The 19,796-nt window shown below is 32.0% G+C and carries 19 protein-coding genes and 1 riboswitch; all 19 genes read right to left on the bottom strand.

Annotation, left to right across the window (positions count from 1 at the left end):
• The 19 genes from grdC to BQ9840_RS11805 all read right to left on the bottom strand — a co-directional run bounded on the left by grdC (position 1) and on the right by BQ9840_RS11805 (position 19,770).
• Positions 1-1,539, bottom strand: coding sequence for a glycine/sarcosine/betaine reductase complex component C subunit beta (grdC, locus tag BQ9840_RS11900; protein WP_077369979.1), 1,539 nt, complete (start codon positions 1,537-1,539; stop codon positions 1-3).
• 93 nt (positions 1,540-1,632) lie between these two features.
• Positions 1,633-2,943: a glycine reductase complex selenoprotein B gene (gene grdB, locus BQ9840_RS11890; RefSeq protein WP_083717924.1), complete on the bottom strand. Its 1,311-nt coding sequence runs from the start codon at positions 2,941-2,943 to the stop codon at positions 1,633-1,635.
• A 33-nt stretch (positions 2,944-2,976) separates the two neighbouring features.
• A complete protein-coding gene (gene grdA / locus BQ9840_RS11885; RefSeq protein WP_077369976.1) occupies positions 2,977-3,453 on the bottom strand; it encodes a glycine/sarcosine/betaine reductase complex selenoprotein A in 477 nt (158 codons plus the stop codon).
• A 37-nt stretch (positions 3,454-3,490) separates the two neighbouring features.
• Positions 3,491-4,777, bottom strand: coding sequence for a glycine/sarcosine/betaine reductase component B subunit (locus BQ9840_RS11880; RefSeq protein ID WP_077369975.1), 1,287 nt, complete (start codon positions 4,775-4,777; stop codon positions 3,491-3,493).
• Positions 4,778-4,845: 68 nt separating this feature from the next.
• Positions 4,846-5,163 carry a thioredoxin TrxA gene (locus BQ9840_RS11875; protein WP_077369974.1) on the bottom strand — a complete coding sequence of 106 codons (318 nt, stop codon included), beginning with the start codon at positions 5,161-5,163 and terminating at the stop codon, positions 4,846-4,848.
• 43 nt (positions 5,164-5,206) lie between these two features.
• Positions 5,207-6,151, bottom strand: coding sequence for a thioredoxin-disulfide reductase (trxB, locus tag BQ9840_RS11870; RefSeq protein WP_077369973.1), 945 nt, complete (start codon positions 6,149-6,151; stop codon positions 5,207-5,209).
• 73 nt (positions 6,152-6,224) lie between these two features.
• Complete coding sequence (locus BQ9840_RS11865; protein WP_077369972.1) at positions 6,225-6,599, bottom strand: GrdX family protein; 375 nt, start codon at positions 6,597-6,599, stop codon at positions 6,225-6,227.
• Between the two features lie 167 nt (positions 6,600-6,766).
• Positions 6,767-6,867: riboswitch (glycine riboswitch) on the bottom strand.
• A gap of 136 nt (positions 6,868-7,003) precedes the next feature.
• Positions 7,004-8,605: a Na/Pi cotransporter family protein gene (locus tag BQ9840_RS11860; protein WP_077369971.1), complete on the bottom strand. Its 1,602-nt coding sequence runs from the start codon at positions 8,603-8,605 to the stop codon at positions 7,004-7,006.
• A gap of 22 nt (positions 8,606-8,627) precedes the next feature.
• Positions 8,628-9,095: a tRNA (cytidine(34)-2'-O)-methyltransferase gene (locus BQ9840_RS11855; protein WP_077369970.1), complete on the bottom strand. Its 468-nt coding sequence runs from the start codon at positions 9,093-9,095 to the stop codon at positions 8,628-8,630.
• Between the two features lie 17 nt (positions 9,096-9,112).
• Positions 9,113-9,934: a Cof-type HAD-IIB family hydrolase gene (locus BQ9840_RS11850; RefSeq protein ID WP_077369969.1), complete on the bottom strand. Its 822-nt coding sequence runs from the start codon at positions 9,932-9,934 to the stop codon at positions 9,113-9,115.
• A 134-nt stretch (positions 9,935-10,068) separates the two neighbouring features.
• Positions 10,069-11,325, bottom strand: a complete 1,257-nt coding sequence (locus BQ9840_RS11845) for an ABC transporter ATP-binding protein (protein ID WP_077369968.1) — start codon at positions 11,323-11,325, stop codon at positions 10,069-10,071.
• 16 nt (positions 11,326-11,341) lie between these two features.
• Positions 11,342-12,391 (bottom strand): FecCD family ABC transporter permease, encoded by a 1,050-nt coding sequence (locus BQ9840_RS11840; protein WP_077369967.1) that lies wholly within the window; start codon positions 12,389-12,391, stop codon positions 11,342-11,344.
• Positions 12,392-12,405: 14 nt separating this feature from the next.
• A complete protein-coding gene (locus BQ9840_RS11835) occupies positions 12,406-13,374 on the bottom strand; it encodes an ABC transporter substrate-binding protein (protein ID WP_077369966.1) in 969 nt (322 codons plus the stop codon).
• A 28-nt stretch (positions 13,375-13,402) separates the two neighbouring features.
• Positions 13,403-14,065 (bottom strand): DUF2225 domain-containing protein, encoded by a 663-nt coding sequence (locus tag BQ9840_RS11830; protein ID WP_077369965.1) that lies wholly within the window; start codon positions 14,063-14,065, stop codon positions 13,403-13,405.
• 16 nt (positions 14,066-14,081) lie between these two features.
• Positions 14,082-15,494, bottom strand: coding sequence for a VanW family protein (locus tag BQ9840_RS11825; protein WP_077369964.1), 1,413 nt, complete (start codon positions 15,492-15,494; stop codon positions 14,082-14,084).
• Positions 15,495-15,546: 52 nt separating this feature from the next.
• A complete protein-coding gene (locus BQ9840_RS11820) occupies positions 15,547-17,529 on the bottom strand; it encodes a cell division protein FtsA (protein WP_077369963.1) in 1,983 nt (660 codons plus the stop codon).
• A gap of 50 nt (positions 17,530-17,579) precedes the next feature.
• Positions 17,580-18,227, bottom strand: a complete 648-nt coding sequence (nth, locus tag BQ9840_RS11815) for an endonuclease III (protein WP_077369962.1) — start codon at positions 18,225-18,227, stop codon at positions 17,580-17,582.
• An 8-nt stretch (positions 18,228-18,235) separates the two neighbouring features.
• Positions 18,236-18,517 carry a DUF503 domain-containing protein gene (locus BQ9840_RS11810; protein WP_077369961.1) on the bottom strand — a complete coding sequence of 94 codons (282 nt, stop codon included), beginning with the start codon at positions 18,515-18,517 and terminating at the stop codon, positions 18,236-18,238.
• A gap of 62 nt (positions 18,518-18,579) precedes the next feature.
• Positions 18,580-19,770: a glycine C-acetyltransferase gene (locus BQ9840_RS11805; protein WP_077369960.1), complete on the bottom strand. Its 1,191-nt coding sequence runs from the start codon at positions 19,768-19,770 to the stop codon at positions 18,580-18,582.
• Between the last annotated feature and the right edge of the window lie 26 nt (positions 19,771-19,796).

Here is a 19,796-nt window from a genome sequence, read left to right as displayed (position 1 = left end):
CTACTCCTTTAGTAGATGAGTCGCGAAATCTCTCATAGCTTCAGCTACAAGCTTTTTAATTTCTTCTTCAGATACTCCCTTTTCTTCATCTACTTTTCCTGGATTTTTCTCGATTACAATAGATACACCATCAAATAAATTAGTCATTCTACCTAGGAAAAGACTTCCTTTCCCTACTATCATAGCCTTGTTTATCTTTCCTGCAAGTATATCTTCTCTACCAAATCCCATATAAGGTACTCCTGATGGAATATGACCTTGTGTTGGCGCCCAACCTTCCATTCCATGTTTTTCAATGAAAGTATTTAATTCACTTCTCTCTATATCTTTTCTCTTAACACCAAGTGCAGCTATCATCTTGTAGTTTGATGTTGGTACATCTCCTGCTCCTGCTGGTTTTGTTATGTCTGGATTTTGCATTTCAACTGAAAATTTGTCAATATCAGTAATCTTTAGATTTCCTCTATCAAGTGGTGCTGTTACTAGAGAAGTTATAACTGCTTGTGGAGATGAACCTGTGCCAACTGTATGTCTTCCTACTAAATCAGTTCTAAGAATTGGATTCACACCATCATTTTCTCCAATAAGGATTGCAAATCCACCAAGTACATCTTCTAAAATAGGTAAACCTTTCTTAACATGGTCTTTTCCATTCATACCTAGCTTTGCAGTAGCTCCACCTCCAACTACTACAACATTTTTATAAACTCCTGATTGAACAAGTGCTGCAGCTTCAATTACTGAATGTGTAGGAGCTGCACAGAATCCTCTAGTATCAGAACCTGTTGCATTAACAAATCCTGCTAATTCTGCTATGGATTTTGCAAAGTTTCCTCCACCTCTTTGGTTAATATCCCCACATGCTTCTTCTGAACATTCAATAACATATTCAACATCTTCAGGATTAATATTGTTTTTTTCCACTAAGGATAATGCTGCCAATACTCCTGAAGCTTTAACTGCTAGATTTTCAAATATAGTATGAGCATTAAGGTTAACATCTATATCATGAGCTCTCTTTACACAACCAACAAGTTTGTTGTTGTTATACAATCCTTCTGCTCCTTGTTCATTTATTAGTTTTTCTATTTCTGAGATTTCTTCTCCTTCTTTAAGCTTTCCAATTAATTCTTCGCTAATATAGCTATGTGCTTCTAATTCTTTCTTCACTTCTGCTGTAAATTCTTTACTTAGTTTCACTAAATCAAACGCATCTACAATCTTCATAAGTCCTATAAACTCATCTTGAGGCATTATTTCACCATATTTCCCATATCTATCTGCCCCATCTACTTTTTTATCAAACCAAGGTTGTTCATACCCTTTTAAATCATCAGGAGTAATATTCCCGATATAAGTTTGATTTGGTGGATAACTAACCACTTCTTCAAAACTTCTTAAATGCTTTGGTAATTCCTTTAAATAATCTGAATCTGGATTTATTGCTCTTTCTGTTGCTTGAGTAGCACCATTGTGCAATACCATATCTGGAGTATGTGCTAATATGTAACCAGCACCTTTAACTACAGCATAATTCATAAAATTCCACCTCCGCTAATATTTATATATAATGTGATATTCAACTTTAGGTGAGCAGCAATACCACTCACCTAAAGTTATTTACAAATATTATTAGTCTTCAAATATAGTTTGTTCTTCTACCTCTGTAGTTAAAGCAACAAGTGCTTTTTCTACTAATTTTCTTCTCAAAGCTTTTTCTTCAGCTGGATCAAGCTTTGGATTTCCTAATGGGTGAGGAATTGCAATAGTTGGTACTATTCTATTTGCTCCTACAGTCATAGAAATAGGAGTTACAGTACACATGTGAACTACTGGGATTCCTGCCCTTTCAATTTCTTTTACCATTGTTGCACCGCAACGTGTACAAGTACCTCAGGTAGAAGTTAATATAACTGCATCTACTCCATCAGCCACTAATTCCTTTGCATATTCAGCCGCAAAACCCTTAGCGCTTGCAACAGCTGTTCCATTACCTACTGTTGTATAGAAGTATCTGTGAAGACTGCCTATTTTACCTTCTTTTTCAAAATCTCTTAATACATCTACTGGTAAAACTCTATCTGAGTCTTCATTTGCATATACTGGGTCATATCCACCATGAGCTGTTTCATGTGTTTCACTAGTTAAATCCATTATACCTTCGATATCGTACTTACCATACTTGGAAGCACTGGAAGATTCAATGTGATCAGGATTTCCTTTTGGTACAATACCTCCTGAAGTAACTAATGCAATTTTTGCTTTTGTAATATCTTTTACTGCTGGATTTGGCTCTACTCTATCGAAGTCAGGCATTGGAAATTCAGTAACGAACTCTTCACCTTTAAGTTTCTTAACTAACATATCTACTGCTCTAGCAGAACCTCTCTTTTCAGCAAAGTAGTTCTTTCTAATACCTCTTGACATATAGTTATCTTCTTCTGGTGAACCAATTTCCTCACCTTTACCAAGTTTTAAAGCCAATGGTACCATCTTTTTAACTGCAGCTCTCATACCAGCTGCACTGTTCTTTGTAGGAACTATATAAACACTCTTCTTGAACATGTCTGCTCCAGGGTTTTCTTCATACATTCCTGTTAAAACTGGTATTCCCAATTCCTGTTGTACAGCTTCTGTTATAGTACCGCAAGCAACACCATATCTACCAGCGTTAAATGCAGGACCTGCTATAAATAGGTCTGGGTTGTATTTTTTAACCATTTCTATTACTTCTTTTTTAGCTTCCTCTAGATTTTCATTAAAGTAACTGTCACCACAGATAACAGTTGCTACTATTTCTACTTCACCTTTAAAACCAGCGTTAAGTGCCATACCTGGCCCTACAACTCCTTCACGTACCTCTGGTTTATAATCAGCTTTTTCTTCTCCACCTATACCAGCAAAGAATTGATTTATATAATGGACTACTCTTATTTTTTCCATTGTCTTCCCCCCTCTCGTATTTTTCGACGGGTATTAATCTTCAAATTGTGTAAATTCATCTCTAATAGACTTAACTTCATCTATGATATCATCAACATCAAGAACCATTTCCATCATACCTATTTGTTCATCATATACTTCTGGATCTACTTCATCTTTGAATTCTGGTTCTACTGCGTGATATACTCTAAGTCCTAACTGGACTCCTGCTAGTGGACCTGCAAAAGTTGGGTCTCCTGCTGTAACAGTTTCTGCTGCTAATCCAGCAGCTTCTCCTTCAGCAGCACCGATTAATACGATTACATTTTCTGCACCATATTTTTCAGTTAATTCTTTAACCCTCTTTTGATTTTCTAAGTCCATAGCTCCTGCAGCAGTTCAGACAAAACATTCAGTTGATGAAAATACGACTTCAGCACCAGTAGATTTTAAACATTCTTCAATAGCTGGTCCTGGTATACCGTCTCTATCGCCAATGATGATTACTTTTTTACCATCATATCTTGACATATTTCCACTTCCTTTCTTATTATTTTAAAAAATTATTTTAGTAACCTTTTGCAGTTAATTTATTGAAACCAAGTTCATTTGTTGCTCCTGTAATAGCTTGTAGTTCTACTACTATTGAACCATCTTTGTTCAAACTACCATCAAATCCTCCAGCTATAGTATCTACATAATCAATATGTCCTATAACTTTGTCCATAGGTGGTAGTGTTATAACTTCATTAGCATTTCCACCAGTAACAACTGCATCTGCTAGTGGATCAGCGTCTGCAAGTGATTGACTTGCACCGTCTCTTCCAGCATATTCGTCAGTAATGATTACTGTTCTAACGCCTTTCTTTTCAATCTTCTTACAATTCATTATAAGGTCAGTATCTGGGTTACCAAATCCCTCTTGAGATACTATTACACCATCTAATCCAAGATATTCTGTCAATTTAGCAGTCCAATTTGAAGACCTTTCCTTATCAGCAAGGTAAACATTTTCATTAGTGATTATTACACCTAAGAAGTTTATTTCCTTACCATGAGCTTTATACATGTCTGCTACTACTGGATTGTTTAGATGATGATAAGTTGTATTTTTATCACATGCTGATACACAGTTTCCGCTTACAATTGCTCCATCCATGATTTCTGTTGGATAAAGAATAGTAGGAACAATTTGTTTAGCATCTACACCATATACATAGGTATCATGCATTAATCCTTGACTTTGAAGCATTTGAACATAAGCTACCTTTGGTAAATCAGGATATTTTTCTAAATTTTCAAGTAATGGTAGTGTTTCAAAAGTTTCAACAGTATCTGGTGTAAGTTCTCTTGCTACTTCTCCAAGATATGTTGCTATTTTAAATCCTGCCATTCTTAATGCTTTTTCATGCTCATGTTGTTTTAATCCTTCTCTTGGTTCACATACTAAAACCACATTGTTCAACTTAGAAAAAGGAGTGTATTCTGCTCCGGGTCCTGTCATATCAATAATTCCTTCTTGGAACCCAACAATCTTTCCTGTTGTAACTACAGCACATCCCTTTAATACATAAGTTTTACCTGAACCTACAGTTTCAACCTTTGAAATCATCCCTGGGAATACTCCTCCTGGACCCTCAACTTTAACTCTTGGTTCAATTACGTCTTTTACAGGTGTGATTCTTACACTTTCACCTGGTCTAGCTAATTCAACATCAACACTTGTAAAGTGTTCATCTTCTTTGACTATGGAAATTATCTCATCCTTGTTTACAAATAAAGTTCCATTGTCAATTTTTGTTTCACTTCCAAACTGAACATCTTTGATGTTTATATGACCTAATTCAAGACGCATATAGTCACCTCCTCTTAATCTTTGGAAATATATATTCTAATTCTGGGCATAAAGCCCAGAACTAAAAGCTAAATATACTTTTTAATCATTTCTTCAATATTTTCGATTGTAGCGTCTTCTTTTACTCTCTCGTCAACTTTTTCTCCATCTTTATATATTGCTATAACTGGTAAACCTAATATCTTTTGTGAAATAGCAAGTCTTCTTGCCTTCATAGTATTAAGTGATGTAAATTTCATTTTACCATCATATTTTTCAGCTAGTTCATGAACATGTGGCATAAGAGCCTTACATGGTTCACAACCATCACTCCAAAAATCTACCAATACATAACCATCAGCCTTTAATACTTCTTCTTCAAAATTCTTTTTGTCTAGTTCTAACATTAGAATCCCTCCTAATTAATATTAAAAATTGTCTGATATTTTATTAAATATCAAATACTTCACCTATATATCTCTCTGCTTGAACAGCAGCTATAGCCCCATCAGCAGTAGCCGTAACTACTTGTCTTAAAGATTTTACTCTACAATCTCCTGCTGCAAATACACCTGGAATACTTGTATGCATATCTGCGTCTGTCTTAATATATCCTTTTTCCATTTCAACTAATCCATCAAACAATTTAGTTTCTGGTAAGTACCCTACAAATACGAAAATTCCAAAAGTTCCATCATCTTCATCAGCAACTATTTCAGTTAATTCTCCAGTAACAGTATTCTTTACAACCATTGATTCTACAATACCATCACCTTTTATTTCTTCAACAACTGAATTCCATAAGAAATCAACTTTTTCATTCTTAAACGCCTTTTCTTGAATGGATTTAGCAGCTCTTAATTCATCTCTTCTGTGAACGATTGTCACTTTTCTAGCAAACTTAGTTAAGAAAAGTGCTTCTTCAACTGCTGAATCTCCTCCACCTATAACAAATATCTCTAAATCTTCAAAGAATGCTCCATCACAAGTTGCACAGTAGGATACACCTTTTCCTGTCAATTCTTTTTCCCCAGGACATCCTATTGGTCTTGGTTTTGCACCTGTTGCCATTATTACTGCCTTTGCCTTATACTCGTTCTTCTTACCTTTTAGAACCTTTATCTTTCCTTCTAATTCAACTTCAGTTATTGTATCAAGAACTCTTTCTGCTCCAAATTCATCAGCTTGTTCTACCATTCTAGCTATCAGTGAAGGACCACTGGCATTTTCAATACTACCTGGGTAGTTAGCAACTTCTTCAGTAGTAACTATTTGTCCTCCAGCTTTTTCTTTTTCTATTATTACAGTTTTAAGTCTTGCTCTAGCTGCATATAATCCTGCTGCAAGACCAGCTGGGCCAGAGCCAATGATGACTACATCATAAATATCTGTCATAGGTATCTCCTCCTTAAAAAATATTATAATATATTTGGTATTAAATTTACCAAAAATGTTTTAACTTATACTTTTATAATCGATTTAAAGCCCCTTCTATAACTGATAAATCTACAACTTGAAAATCTTCTAGTATACTTTCATTCCACTTAGGAAGCCCAGTATCTTTTATTAATTTTTTAGCTGTTAAAATACCATTTTCAATAATAAGTAATGAATCATTATCTAGTTTTTCACCAGTTGAAACTATAATAGTTTTATATGGAGTTTCATTTGGTTTAACACTACTTGACAGTGGATGAGTTAAAAGCTTGTACCCTAAATGTATTTTGTCTCTAACTAATTCTAACAGCTCTAAAAAACCTAAATCATAGTATTCCACTAAAAACATTTCATCATATTTCTCTTTAACTAGTGGGTTATTAGTTATTATAATATTATTACCCATAAATACTCTCCTTAAATAAAAATATATATTACATTTTCTCCCAAATCTATTTTTTTGATAAAAAAACAGAATAGATGGTATTATAATGCCCATCTACTCTGTATAATAACCTGAGAGATTCTCCTCGTAGAGGGTTGCTCCTTCGGTGCTTTCGCTTTCCAGAGAGCTGTCCAAACACGGTCCTTTTGCCTGAGAGCTTCATAATGGAATGGCAAATCCACAACTTACTCCTTCGGCGCCAAAAATTGGTCTCTCCCGCATCTATCATTCAGCTTATTTTTATTAGCATTTTTTGCATTTTCCGACTTTTCACTTTTATTATAATATATAAACATATTAATTACAACTATTTAGATAAATAATAATTAAATTTAATACTATAAAATTTATCAATACATAATTTATTAATTTTTATCAATAGTATAATTTGCAATATTTGATGAATGGTCTGAAATTCTCTCTAAATTACTTATTACATCTAAAAAAACTACTCCAGAACTAGGCTGGCATAATAGTTTATTTAATCTATCTATATGATTAGCTCTGTACTGCTTTTCCATTGAGTCTACTTCTTCCTCAAGAACCAAAACCTGTTTCGCTTTGTTTATATCATTATTGTTAAAACAATCAACAGCAGTAATATACACTTTTTCTACCTTTCCAAACATAACTTCCAATTCCTTAATAGCATTGTCTGAAAACATTATATTATTATCAATTCGATATTGTGCTAGTTCTGCAATATTATCTGCGTGATCTCCAACTCTTTCAATATCATTTATTGCATTAAATAGTGTATTTACTAAACAATGCTGTTCATCTGTCAATGGTGCATTTGACAATTCTACCAAATACGCTGTAATATCTCTTTCTAATTTATTGATAACTTTTTCCTGTTCAAATACTTCTTTTATCACTTTTTCATTTTCTTCTACAAAACCCTTAAATGACATTCTTACATTTTCTTCAACTATTTTTGCCATTCTATATACTTCTTTTGATACTTGCCCAACAGCTATAGCTGGTGTTTCTATAATACGTAAGTCAAAATATTTTGGCCCAATTGGTTCATCTTCAATTTCTCCTGGTACAAGTTTGTTTGCAATTTTAACCAAAAATCCTGCAAATGGAAATTGAATAGCTACATTTATCAAATTAAATAATGTATGTGAATTAGCTATTTGTCTTTGTATATCTCCGGGATTTAGCTTAGTAACTAACGCTTGTATAGGAATCCTTAATACCGTCATAAAAACAATTGTTCCTATTAAATTAAATAAAAAGTGAATAATTGCTGCTCTCTTAGCCGTTTTGTTTGTTCCTATACTTGATAGTAAAGCTGTAGTGGTAGTACCAATATTATCTCCAAATAATATTGGAAAAGCCATGTTAATATTTATAAGTCCTTGACCAGCCAATGCCTGTAGTAGACCAATAGAAGCACTACTACTTTGCAAAACAGTAGTTAAGCCTAATCCTACTAATACACCCAAGAACGGATCATTTAGATTTGCCATAATACTAGCAAATTTAGGATTATCAGCTAGTGGTGCTAAACTGCTACCCATAATATCCATGCCAATAAATAGTATTCCAAAACCTATCATAATCTCTGCCACATCTTTAGCTCTTTTTTTAGAAGCAAATAACCATATTGCTACACCTATTGCTACAGCTAATGGTGCTAAATCTGTCAGATTAAAAGCAATAAGCTGAGCAGTAACAGTAGTACCTATATTTGCTCCCATTATTACACCTACTGCCTGATTAAGAGTCATAATTCCTGCATTTACAAAACCTATAACCATAACTGTAGTAGCACTACTACTTTGTATAATCATAGTAACTAGTGCTCCTACTAATACCCCCATAAGTCGGTTATTAGTAAGTACTTCAATAAGTTTTTTTAGTTTTTCGCCAGCTGCCTTTTGAAGACCTGTTCCCATTAAATTCATACCATATAGAAAAAGACCTAACCCACCTAAAACGCCAACAGCAATTTCCATTTAATAGCCCCCTCTCATTACTTTATTCTAAACCTGGGAACCCAATCTGCCTCAATCCCTCAAAAAGAATAATATTTACTGAGTTAGCGAGATTTAAAGATCTAGGTATCCCTTTTTTCATAGGAATTCTTATTGTCCTATCCCAGTTGCTTGAAAGTAAATCCATAGGCAATCCCTTTGTTTCCTTGCCAAAAACTATAAAACAATTTTCAAAAAACTTCATATCAGTATAACTATTCTTTCCTTTAGTTGTTGCATAGAAAAATGATTCTTTGCTGTGTTTTGCTAAAAGTTCATCAAAACTATCATAATAACTAATATCAACCAAATGCCAATAATCAAGTCCTGCCCTCTTTAAATGTTTATCGTCAATTGAAAAACCTAGTGGTCTTACTAAATGTAGTTTTGTTTCAGTTAAAGCACATGTTCTTGCAATATTACCAGTGTTTTGTGGTATTTCAGGTTCTATAAGCACAATATTCATAGCCATAATATTATCTCCTTTAACTATATAATAAACTTTTCAATAGCCTTTGCAACTCCATCTTCTTCATTGGTATCAGTTACAAAATCAGCATTTTCTTTTACTATATCTTCTCCATTTCCCATAGCTACACCTGTACCTGCAAACTTTAACATAGGGATATCATTTTCATTATCTCCTATTGCCATTACATTTTTACTATCTATATCTAATAAGTCACATAATACATTTAAAGCTTTCCCTTTAGAAACTCCTTTATTCATAATCTCCATATTGTTCCACCAAGAGCTAGATACTTCAATTCCCTCAACAAAAGAAAGTTTGCTTCTAAATTTTTTTAATTTTTCACCATCATCTTCAACAAATACAAACTTATATACATTAGTTTTTTCTCTTTCAACAGTTTCTGATGGATTATCTATTATATTTATATTTAGCCTATCCTTGTCGGCTTTATCAATATTCCATCTATAATAGTTCTCTACTGTTTTTGTAAGTTCTCTAGCATAAAACTTAGAATCATCATAAAAATGATAGTACATACCTTCTTGTTCCGCAATATTAATTACTTCTTTAGTGCATTCTAAAGATATAGGATTTGCATATATTATTTTAGACTTGTCCTTTTCTGCTATATAAGCTCCATTACAAGCTATTATAGGCGTACTTAATTCTAGTGCATTAGAATAATACAATGCAGATGTAAAAATCCTACCAGTACATAATACAATTTTAACTCCCAAATCTGATGCTTTTTTAATTGCTGATATATTTCTTTCAGATATTTTGTTTTCACTATTTAATAATGTACCATCCATATCTATTGCAATTAGTTTACTGTTCATTTATATACCTCCATTCTTAAAATCAAATAAGAGTATACCATAAAAATGTGTACTTTTTAATAAATATAATCAAAATTTATAAATATTTCTCTATGCTCACAATACATCCCAGTATTAGTTTAAAAAAAGAAGGCCTAAAAAACCTTCTCTATTATCTCATCTACTGAATTAACTATAAATAATCCTTTATTTTTCATTTTGTCTAATATGCTAAGTGCTATTCCACCTGTATAGTCGAATTCATTATCACTTCTGTAGTTGTCTACCAAGTAAACCGCTTTACCGATTTTTAACGCTTCATATGCACTTTGTAAGTTTTTTAAATTTCCATTTCCATAGGCAGTACTAGTTAGTATTATTATATCTGACTTACTAATATACTCTAGATTCTTCTTATAGGATTCTTCACTTATTTCAGAAAAAGGTATTTCGTCAACAGTTTTTAAAGACAATTTTTTTGCCAAATGCCAATCACTGTCTCCAACATTTATTACTCCTAAAGAGACATCAAACCCTTTTTCTTCTAATTTACTAAGTATTTCTCCTCCACTTCCTCCTCCAGCTATTACATGAATTTTTACTTTAGGTTTTTTGATGGAATTTCTATTTTTTAACGAAAGAGGTACTATGTAAAGACTATCAGTATAAGGATTTTGCTCTATAATCACATTAAGTCCATAGGAATCTTCAATATTTTCCCTAGTTATTACATCTGTAGGTTTGCCAAAACTCAAAATTTCTCCTTTATCCATTAAAAGAATCTGATCACTATATCTACAAGCTAAATTAATATCATGAATAACAAGTATAATAGTTGTATTCCTTTCTCTATTTAGTTTTCTCAAAAGTGTAAGCAAGTCTATTTGATGATTTATATCAAGATGACTAGTAGGTTCGTCTAAAAATATAATATCTGGTTCTTGTACAAGGGCTCTTGCTATTATGACCCTCTGTCTTTCCCCACCACTTATTTCATTAATACTTCTATCTCTTAAGTGAAAAGTATTTGTAAGTTTTAGGGCTTCTACTACCATTTCATAATCTGCTTCTGACTCCTTTTCAAACCTTCCTATGTATGGAAACCTACCCATCAAAACTATATCAAACACTGAAAAACCATAAGATATTGTAGTATCTTGAGGTACTAATGCTATTTTCTTAGCCAATTCTTTTTTCTTATAGTCTATAATATTTCTCCCATCAATATCTATCTTCCCATTTATAGGTGAATAAATATTAGCTAAGTTCTTTAATAATGTAGACTTTCCAGAACCATTAGGCCCAATTATACTTATAAATTGTCCCTTTTCCACTGAAAAAGAAATCTCTTTTAGGACTAGTTCCCTAGAATATCCAAAATTTAAAGAATCAACAATAATTGCATTGTCCATTACTTTCACTCCTATTTCAAATTTCCTTCTTTTTCTTTCTTAGTAGATATATGAAAAAGGGTCCTCCAAACAAGGCTGTAATAATGCCAACTGGAACTTCTATTGGGGAAATAATAGTTCTTGCAATTGTATCAGCAAAAATCATAAATATTCCACCCACTAAAGCTGATGAAGGAAGTAATATTCTATGATCAGGCCCCACTATAAGTCTAACTATATGAGGTATTATAAGGCCTACAAATCCTATTATTCCACTTACTGATACTACCATCGATGTCATGAAAGAAGATAAAAGCAATATATAGATTTTAATTCTCTCTACATTAACTCCAAGACTTCTAGCTGATTCTTCTCCTGTTAATATAACATTTAAATCTCTAGCAAAAAAGTTCAAAACAATAATCGTTATTATTGTTGGAAGAGAAATTCTTATAAGAGGTTCCCAGCCTTTTCCAGCCAAACTTCCCAATGTCCAAAATATGATTTTCTCCATATCCTTTGTATAAATAACCATTAAAAAAGACATTATTGCCGTTAAAAACTGTCCTATAGCTATACCAGAAAGTAATAATGTAGTTACTGGAACTCTATTTTTAACTTTTGAAATATAGTAAACTGTAAATACAGTTAAAAGAGAACCTATAAATGCAAATACAGACACAGGAGATAGCCCAAATATCGTACTTCTCATACCTAATATTATAGCAATAGAAGCCCCTAGGGCTGCTCCAGAAGATATACCAATTACATATGGATCAGCCATAGGATTCTTAAACATACCTTGAAAAGCAGCTCCTGCACTTGCAAGACTTGCCCCTACTATTACTCCTAATAATACCCTTGGTAATCTTATATTTATGATAATTGTCTTATAAGAATCTGATATATTACTAACATCTACTTTTTTCCCTATAAAAGGCATTTTTGAAGCTATTATTTTTAATGTATCAATTATCTTAATATTTGCAGTTCCCATTGTTGAAAATAAAACAATGAAAAAAAACAAGCAAATAAACAATATGAAAATACTGGTATTGTACTTTGTATTAACTTTTTTAAACCCCATGATATCCCTACTTATTATTTAAATAACTCTGGATGTATAGCTTTAGCAACCATTTCTAATGCTTCTACAATCCTTGGTCCAGGTCTTGATACTATATTTGGCTCTAATAAATATACCTTTCCGTTTTTCACAGCACTTATATTTTCAAAACCAGGTCTAGTTTTAATTGATTCAACTGTCTTTTCTTCACTATCTTCAGCAGCTAAATATACTTCTGGATCTCTTTCAATTAACTGCTCAAGGTCAAATTGAGGATAATCCCCTTCTGCATCAGCAGCAATATTTTCTCCACCAGCTAAATTTATAAGTTCATCCATAAAAGAACCAGGGCCTGCTGCCATAAGTGGATCATGCCATATTTCATAGAACACCTTTACTTTTTCACTATCTTTAACCTTATTTACTATTTCTTCTTTTTTATTATTCATTTCATTTACTACAGTTTCAGCTTGACCTGTTGTATCAGTAATTTCTCCAAGCTTTTCTATTACATCTATTACTGAATCTATTGATTCAGGTTCATAACACAATACATTGATTCCAGCTTCTCTTAAACTTTTATTTACTTCTTCATCACCAGGGCCATATTCAACTACTAAGTCTGGATTCAACTCAATTATTTTCTCAATATTTACTCCTGTAAAACTACCAACCTTTTCTTTAGTTTTTGCTTCCTCTGGATAATCACAAAATTCAGTAACACCAACAATTTTGTCTTCTAATCCTAAACTAAAAAGGATTTCTGTATGACTTGGTGCTAATGAAACTATTGATTCAGGCATCTTTTCAAAGGTTACAGTATTGCCAAATTGGTCTTCTACTTCCATTGGATAATTAGAATTTTTAGCTTCTTCTTCTACCTTTTCTCCTTTGCTATCTAAATTTTCTTCTGTCTTATTATTTCCACATCCAGTGAAAACAGTTAGTGTCAATACTAGTGCTAATAACAATAATAAGACTTTTTTGTTTCTAAAGTTTTTCATATTCATTCCTCCATTTGTTTATTGTTGATTACCCTTCTTTAACAGCTTGCCACTGTTCTCTAACCATTTTTTCAAGGGCAACATTTTCTTTGATATCTGGGCTCCTTAACGCAGTATTGAACCAATTTATAGCTTCTTCTTTTTCTCCAACTTTCCTAGAGAGTTCTCCAATTAGATAAGCTAATGTGGTTACTCCCATATTAACTGATTCATTTGTATATGCTTCTTTATATAGATCCCTTGCTAAAGAAGTGAATCGTTCTTCTTCATCTTTGTCATCTTTCATCCTATTTAACCAGGACAATCTAATACATATATTTGCTAAATCATACTTATTGTATTCTAGTATTTGTCCAGAAAGCAGTGCTAGTTTATATGCTTCGATAGCATCATCAACAGTTCTTTTGCCTAAAAAATCTCTTTTATTCCATTTAGGAGAAATAGTGTTTTTTATCGTATCAACCTCTCTAGGTCTTATCTTACTAAATTTGTTCTCTAATGCTGCATATCCACAGTTAGGACAAACAAAAACATTATAAAACAACGGATTTTCTCCTTGATAATATGATAAAAAATCTGCATCTCTTTTTACTAACTTAAGTGTTGAAGTTCTCACTTTATTTGTTTTAAATTGCTCTTTACAAACTGGGCATTTAATCTTTTTTTCATACAACTCACTAACTTCCCTCATTTTGCTCCTCCATATTCTATTCCTCTTCTGCATCAACTGGGTTTACATTTTCATCTTCTACATTAGCTGGTAAATCTGGTCCCACTTTATAAATAGAATTACGAGGTTTATAAAAATCAGAATTAAGCAAATCTCTTTTAACAACCTTGCCGCCTTTAACTATTGATTTATAAGTTTTAACCTTGTAACCAGTCCTACCAGATTGATGTAGAACTTTCTCTCCCGGTTTTAAAGTATTGTCTTTAATTATTTCGTCTTTAGGTTTTATAGTCTCTACTATTTCAGAATCTAACTTTACAGTATAATTCTTTGTGTTTACATCTCCATATATATAAACAAATACCTGATCGTTTTTAGTTAATGTATGAATATATATCGGAAAATCAAAATCATTTCTAAACTTCAAGTCCAAATGTCCATAAGAAACTGCCGCATCTTGGCCATAGGGAACATAAGTAGATGGTATTGAATGAGGAGATCTTTGAACAATTGTCAAATCTGCTCTAACCAATGCATTGTACAATGTAGTTGACATCTGACATACCCCACCACCAACACCAGGAATGAATTCTCCCCCTATGATGACATTTGCCTCTTTATATCCTTTTGCTTTAGTTCTAGGGCCTGTTGTATCATTAAAAGAAACTGTTTCTCCAGGCAAAACTAATTTTCCATCTAAAGCCCTTGCAGAAACTCTAATATTTTCCTTTCTATCAGCTGAACTAGTTTTAAAGGATGTTGAAAATTGACCAATTATTCCATTTATCCTACTCAATTGTGCCTTTGTCATAGTAGGCTTTATTTCTTCAACTGGAATTTGAATATCTTCCAATACCTCTATATTTTCTTCTATTAGCTTTTTCAATAATGCAGTATCTACTTTTCTTCCTACTACATCTTGTGTTACCGACATTCTTCCACCATTAAAATTAAATTGTGCTTCTTTACTTAAAAGATTTATATCATCAGAGATTTTCATAACTAAATCATCTATTAAATTACTATCATAGCCTGTTTTTAACTTAATTGTCTTTCCATATTTTGTAGTATTCATTATAGTTTTAATTCTATTTATTATGCTTCCACTTCTTCCTATACTATATGCTTCTTCTATTGCTTCATCATAGCTATAATGATACCCTAGTTCTTTTATCCCAACATCATAAGAAAAATCACCATAGCTTAATCTCATTTGTTTTTGGGAAAGCTCTCCTTCTAATTGATCTTTTATAACATTTAAAGCTTCTTGTTTAGTCATATTACTTACATTAAAACTTTCAATTTTGACATCTTCGTATATAGTATCTCTATTGAGAACAGAAAAAAATCCATAAAAACCTATACCTAATAATATAATTATTATGGCAATGTACAATATGAAAAATTTTATTTTTTTATTATTATTTTTGCTTTGTCTTTTTTCTCTCATACTTTTTCTCCACCCTTTAATTCATGTATTATTGTACTTTGCCTTAAACTAATCAGTTCTCCCAATAAATATCTATCTCATCTCCATGGTTTAATTGTTCCATATATTCAGCATCTCTTCCATTTAATTTCAATATAAGTTTTCCTTTAGCTTTTGTAATATCAAAATCAATGTAATTAAATATATCGACAAATATAAATTTCTCCTTATTATGATAAATGATTTTTTCTTCACCATTTATGATTAATCTTATATTGTTTTTTTCGGATTTTTTATTAGCTAAGGCCTTTATTTCAAGTACATCTCCATTGTTAAGAATATAATTTAAATCCAATTGTTCCTCATTTTTATATAGAGAATATTTGTTTTTATCTAATTTTAAATAGCTAATCAAATCATACACATCTTCAATCTCATTATATTCTATTTTGTCCCCATTTTTAAGTCTTATATTGTCATTGGTTCTCATCCCATTTACTTTTATATCAAATATTAACTGTATTTCTTCATTATCTAAGATTACCATCTTTTCAAATGGAACACAATCATAAAGATATGGTATATTTTTATTGCCTTTTGTTCCTTCTCTAATTTCTAAATAATCCCTATCATTTAACTTAGTATTTATACTTCCTAGCTCACCATTTACATATATTTCAGCAGGCTTACCTAATTCTCCACTAACAATTTCCTTCTTCCCATTTACATAATAAATAAAATCTTCACCTTTTTCAGGGATTAATTTTCGTGGATTATATCCAATAAGGACAAGGATATCTGCTACTTTTACCAAATCTGTATTAAATACTTTTAACTCTTCGCCATTAACATATATATCTAAAAAATTTTTATATTTGTTATTTACTCCTTCCATTGCAATACCAATAGGAGTAACTATATCTGGCCCTTTAAGCTCATCTGTTATTCCAAATATATTCTCAATATGTGATACATCTCTTATAGCTACTCTTTCTTTTGGAAGACCCAAATAGTTTGCAATGTATTCATTTAGTCTAGGAATTTGACTACTTCCTCCTATTAAAAATACTGCACTTGGAGCTTTTCCATTATACTCTATGATTTTTTCGCTTATTTCTTTGGCTAAATTATCTATTACATCTTCTATACTTGAAACAATTTCATCAGTACTCATACTATGTTCAATACCCACTATATCTTGAAATTCATGAATTTCTTCACTATTTAAACTTACCTTTAATTTTTCACTAGAATCAAAATCTAATAGGAAGTTTTTAGCTAGTGATTCTGTTAACTCATCTCCTGCTGTTGAAGTCATAGCATATGCAACAATAGTTCCATCTTTGGTTATAGCAATATCTGATGTACCAGCTCCTATGTCTACTAATGCCAAATTTAAAAGTCGTAAATTTTGTTTGATAGCAACATTTATAGCAGCAATAGGCTCTAAAGTTATATTTGCTACTTGAAGTCCTGCTCTGCTTACTACAGCATATAAGCTATCTACTACTATTTGAGGTAAAAATGTAGCTAAAAGGTCTACAGACATTTTTTCACCCTTATGGCCTTCAAGATTTTCTATGAAACTTTCATCTAAATAATAGTTAACTACACTATACCCAATGCAATAGTATCTGAAATCCTTTCCAGTTTTTTCTACATCTAAAGCTTCTTCCGCTTTCTGCACTGCTTCAAGTTCAAGAGCTTCAATCATTTGTCTAGTTATCTCAGTTGTTATGTCAATTTCCTTATCTATCTTTACTCTACTAGTCTTTAATGCTCTACCTGCTGCTGCAATAGCGACTTTTTTCAGAGTTATTCCTAATTTTTCTTCTAGTTCTTCTTTTACTTCTTTTACTACTTTGGTTACTCCTTCTATATCATGAATTTGTCCATCATACATATTTCTCTTATTGTGCTCTTTTATAGTACTTTCAATTATTTTAAAGTTCCCATCATCATATTCACCAACTATTCCTATTACTGTCCTAGTCCCTATGTCTAATGAAAATATTAACTTTTCTGGTTCTTTAATAACTCTATTTGAAATTTCCATATACATACCCTCTCTTTTATATCTTCATTTAACATAATTGTCCTACCTTTTTATTGTAAGTTTTCTTCGTAATATATGCAATATTTGATTATTGGGCAAATTTCACATTTTGGTTTTCTAGCTTTGCAAATTCGTCTCCCATGAAATATTAACAGATGATGTGCTTTTGACCACATAGATTTTTCAATATTTTTCATTAAATCTTTTTCCGTATCTAATACATTTCCACTACTAGATAAACCTATTCTATTTGACACCCTAAAAACATGAGTATCAACAGCTATTGCATCTACAGAAAAAGCATTACTAAGTACTACATTTGCAGTTTTTCTACCTACTCCCGGAAGCTTAATCAGTTCTTCTCTTGTATTAGGAACTTGTCCATCGTAATTACTTACTAAAGCTTCACATGTACCTAAAATATTTTTGCTTTTGTTATTGTAAAACCCACAACTTCTTATTTTCTCTCCTAATTCCTCTTGAGATAAATTTAAGTAATCCTCAGGAGTTTTATATTCTTTAAAAAGCTCTTTGGTTACTTTATTAACTCTAACATCCGTACATTGAGCAGATAGAATAGTGGCAATCAAAAGTTCAAAGGGATTAGAAAAATTCAATTCAGCCTTTGCATCTGGATAAACTTCTTCAAGAATTTTTAAAACTTCACTTATCTCACTTTTCTTAAGCGTTTTTTTCACATTATCACCTACAATATTTCAATACTATAATCTACAATTTCAACTCTGCTATCCTTGTCAATAAACTTTATGACATTTGATACCATTTGATTGGCATGAGATGTATCATTTGTAACACATGCAAAACCTATAACGGAAGTCTTCCAGCTATCGTTTAAATCTACTTCAGCAATAGAGACATTGAATCTAGATTGAATCTTTCCTATTATGCTTTTTATAACATGTCTTTTTTCTTTTAATGAATTTGATTCGTATATCAAAAGTTTAATTGTACAAGCACCTATAATCATAATACCACCTCATATATTACCTATATGTATTAATTAAGAGGGGGAACAACCCCCTCCTTGTATTATTTTAATATGTTCATTTCTTTTCCTACTTTTTCAAATGCAGCTACTGCTCTGTCTAATTGTTCTTTTGTATGAGCTGCTGTTACCATACATCTAACTCTTCCTGTTCCTCTTGGTACTGTTGGGAATACTATAGCTGATACGAAAACTCCATTTTCAAGTAACTTTCTACTGAATTCCATAGTCTTTGCTTCATCTCCAATTATTACTGGAGTTATTGGAGTTTCACTATGTCCTGTGTTAAATCCTAATGTACCAAGTTTAGCTTTAAAGTATTTTGCATTGTCCCATAGTCTATCAGTATATTCAGTTGATTCCATAAGCATTGTAAGAGCTTCTGTTATAGCTCCAACTGCTGCTGGAGGAAGTGAAGTACTGAATAGTACTGGTCTAGCTCTATGATTTAACCATTCATACATTGTTTGGCTTCCTGCTACATAACCACCAACAACACCTATTGCTTTTGATAATGTACCAATTGAGAAGTCAACTCTTCCATGTAGTCCAAAGTGGTCAACTGTACCTCTTCCACTTTCTCCAAGTACTCCTGAACCATGAGCATCGTCAACATATGTCATAGCTTCATATTTTTCAGCTAATTCTACTATCTCAGGTAATTTTGCAATATCTCCATCCATACTGAATACACCATCAGTGATGATAAGTATATTTCTGTATTTATCTCTATTTTCTTTAAGTACACTTTCAAGACTATCCATATCAGCATGTTTAAATATAGCTTTGTCAGCTTTAGAAAGTCTTGTTCCATCTATAATAGAAGCGTGATTTAGTTCATCAGAAATTATTAAATCTCCCTTTTCTGTTATAGCTTGGATAGTTCCAGCATTACAATTAAATCCTGATTGATAGATAAATGCTGCTTCTTCACGTTTAAACTCTGAAAGTACTTTTTCTAAGTTTTCATGGATGTCCATGTTTCCAACGATAGTTCTAACAGCACCTGAACCAACACCATATTTTTCTACTGCTTCAATAGCAGCTTTCTTTAGTCTTGGGTGATTTGCGAATCCCAAATAGTTGTTTGATGATAAGTTTATAACATTCTTTCCATTTAGTATAACTTCAGCTTCATTTGCACCATTTAAAACAGGAAGTTTTCTATAAACTCCATCATCCTTTAAACCTTGTATTTTTTCTTTTAAATAATTTAATTCATGTACATTTCCCATGTTTTTCCCTCCTAATTTAGATTTGA

The organism is Anaerosalibacter sp. Marseille-P3206 (assembly GCF_900155565.1).
Taxonomy (GTDB): domain Bacteria; phylum Bacillota; class Clostridia; order Tissierellales; family Sporanaerobacteraceae; genus FUHM01.
Note: the sequence above shows the minus strand (reverse complement) of the source record. Positions and strands in the feature narration are given on the sequence as shown.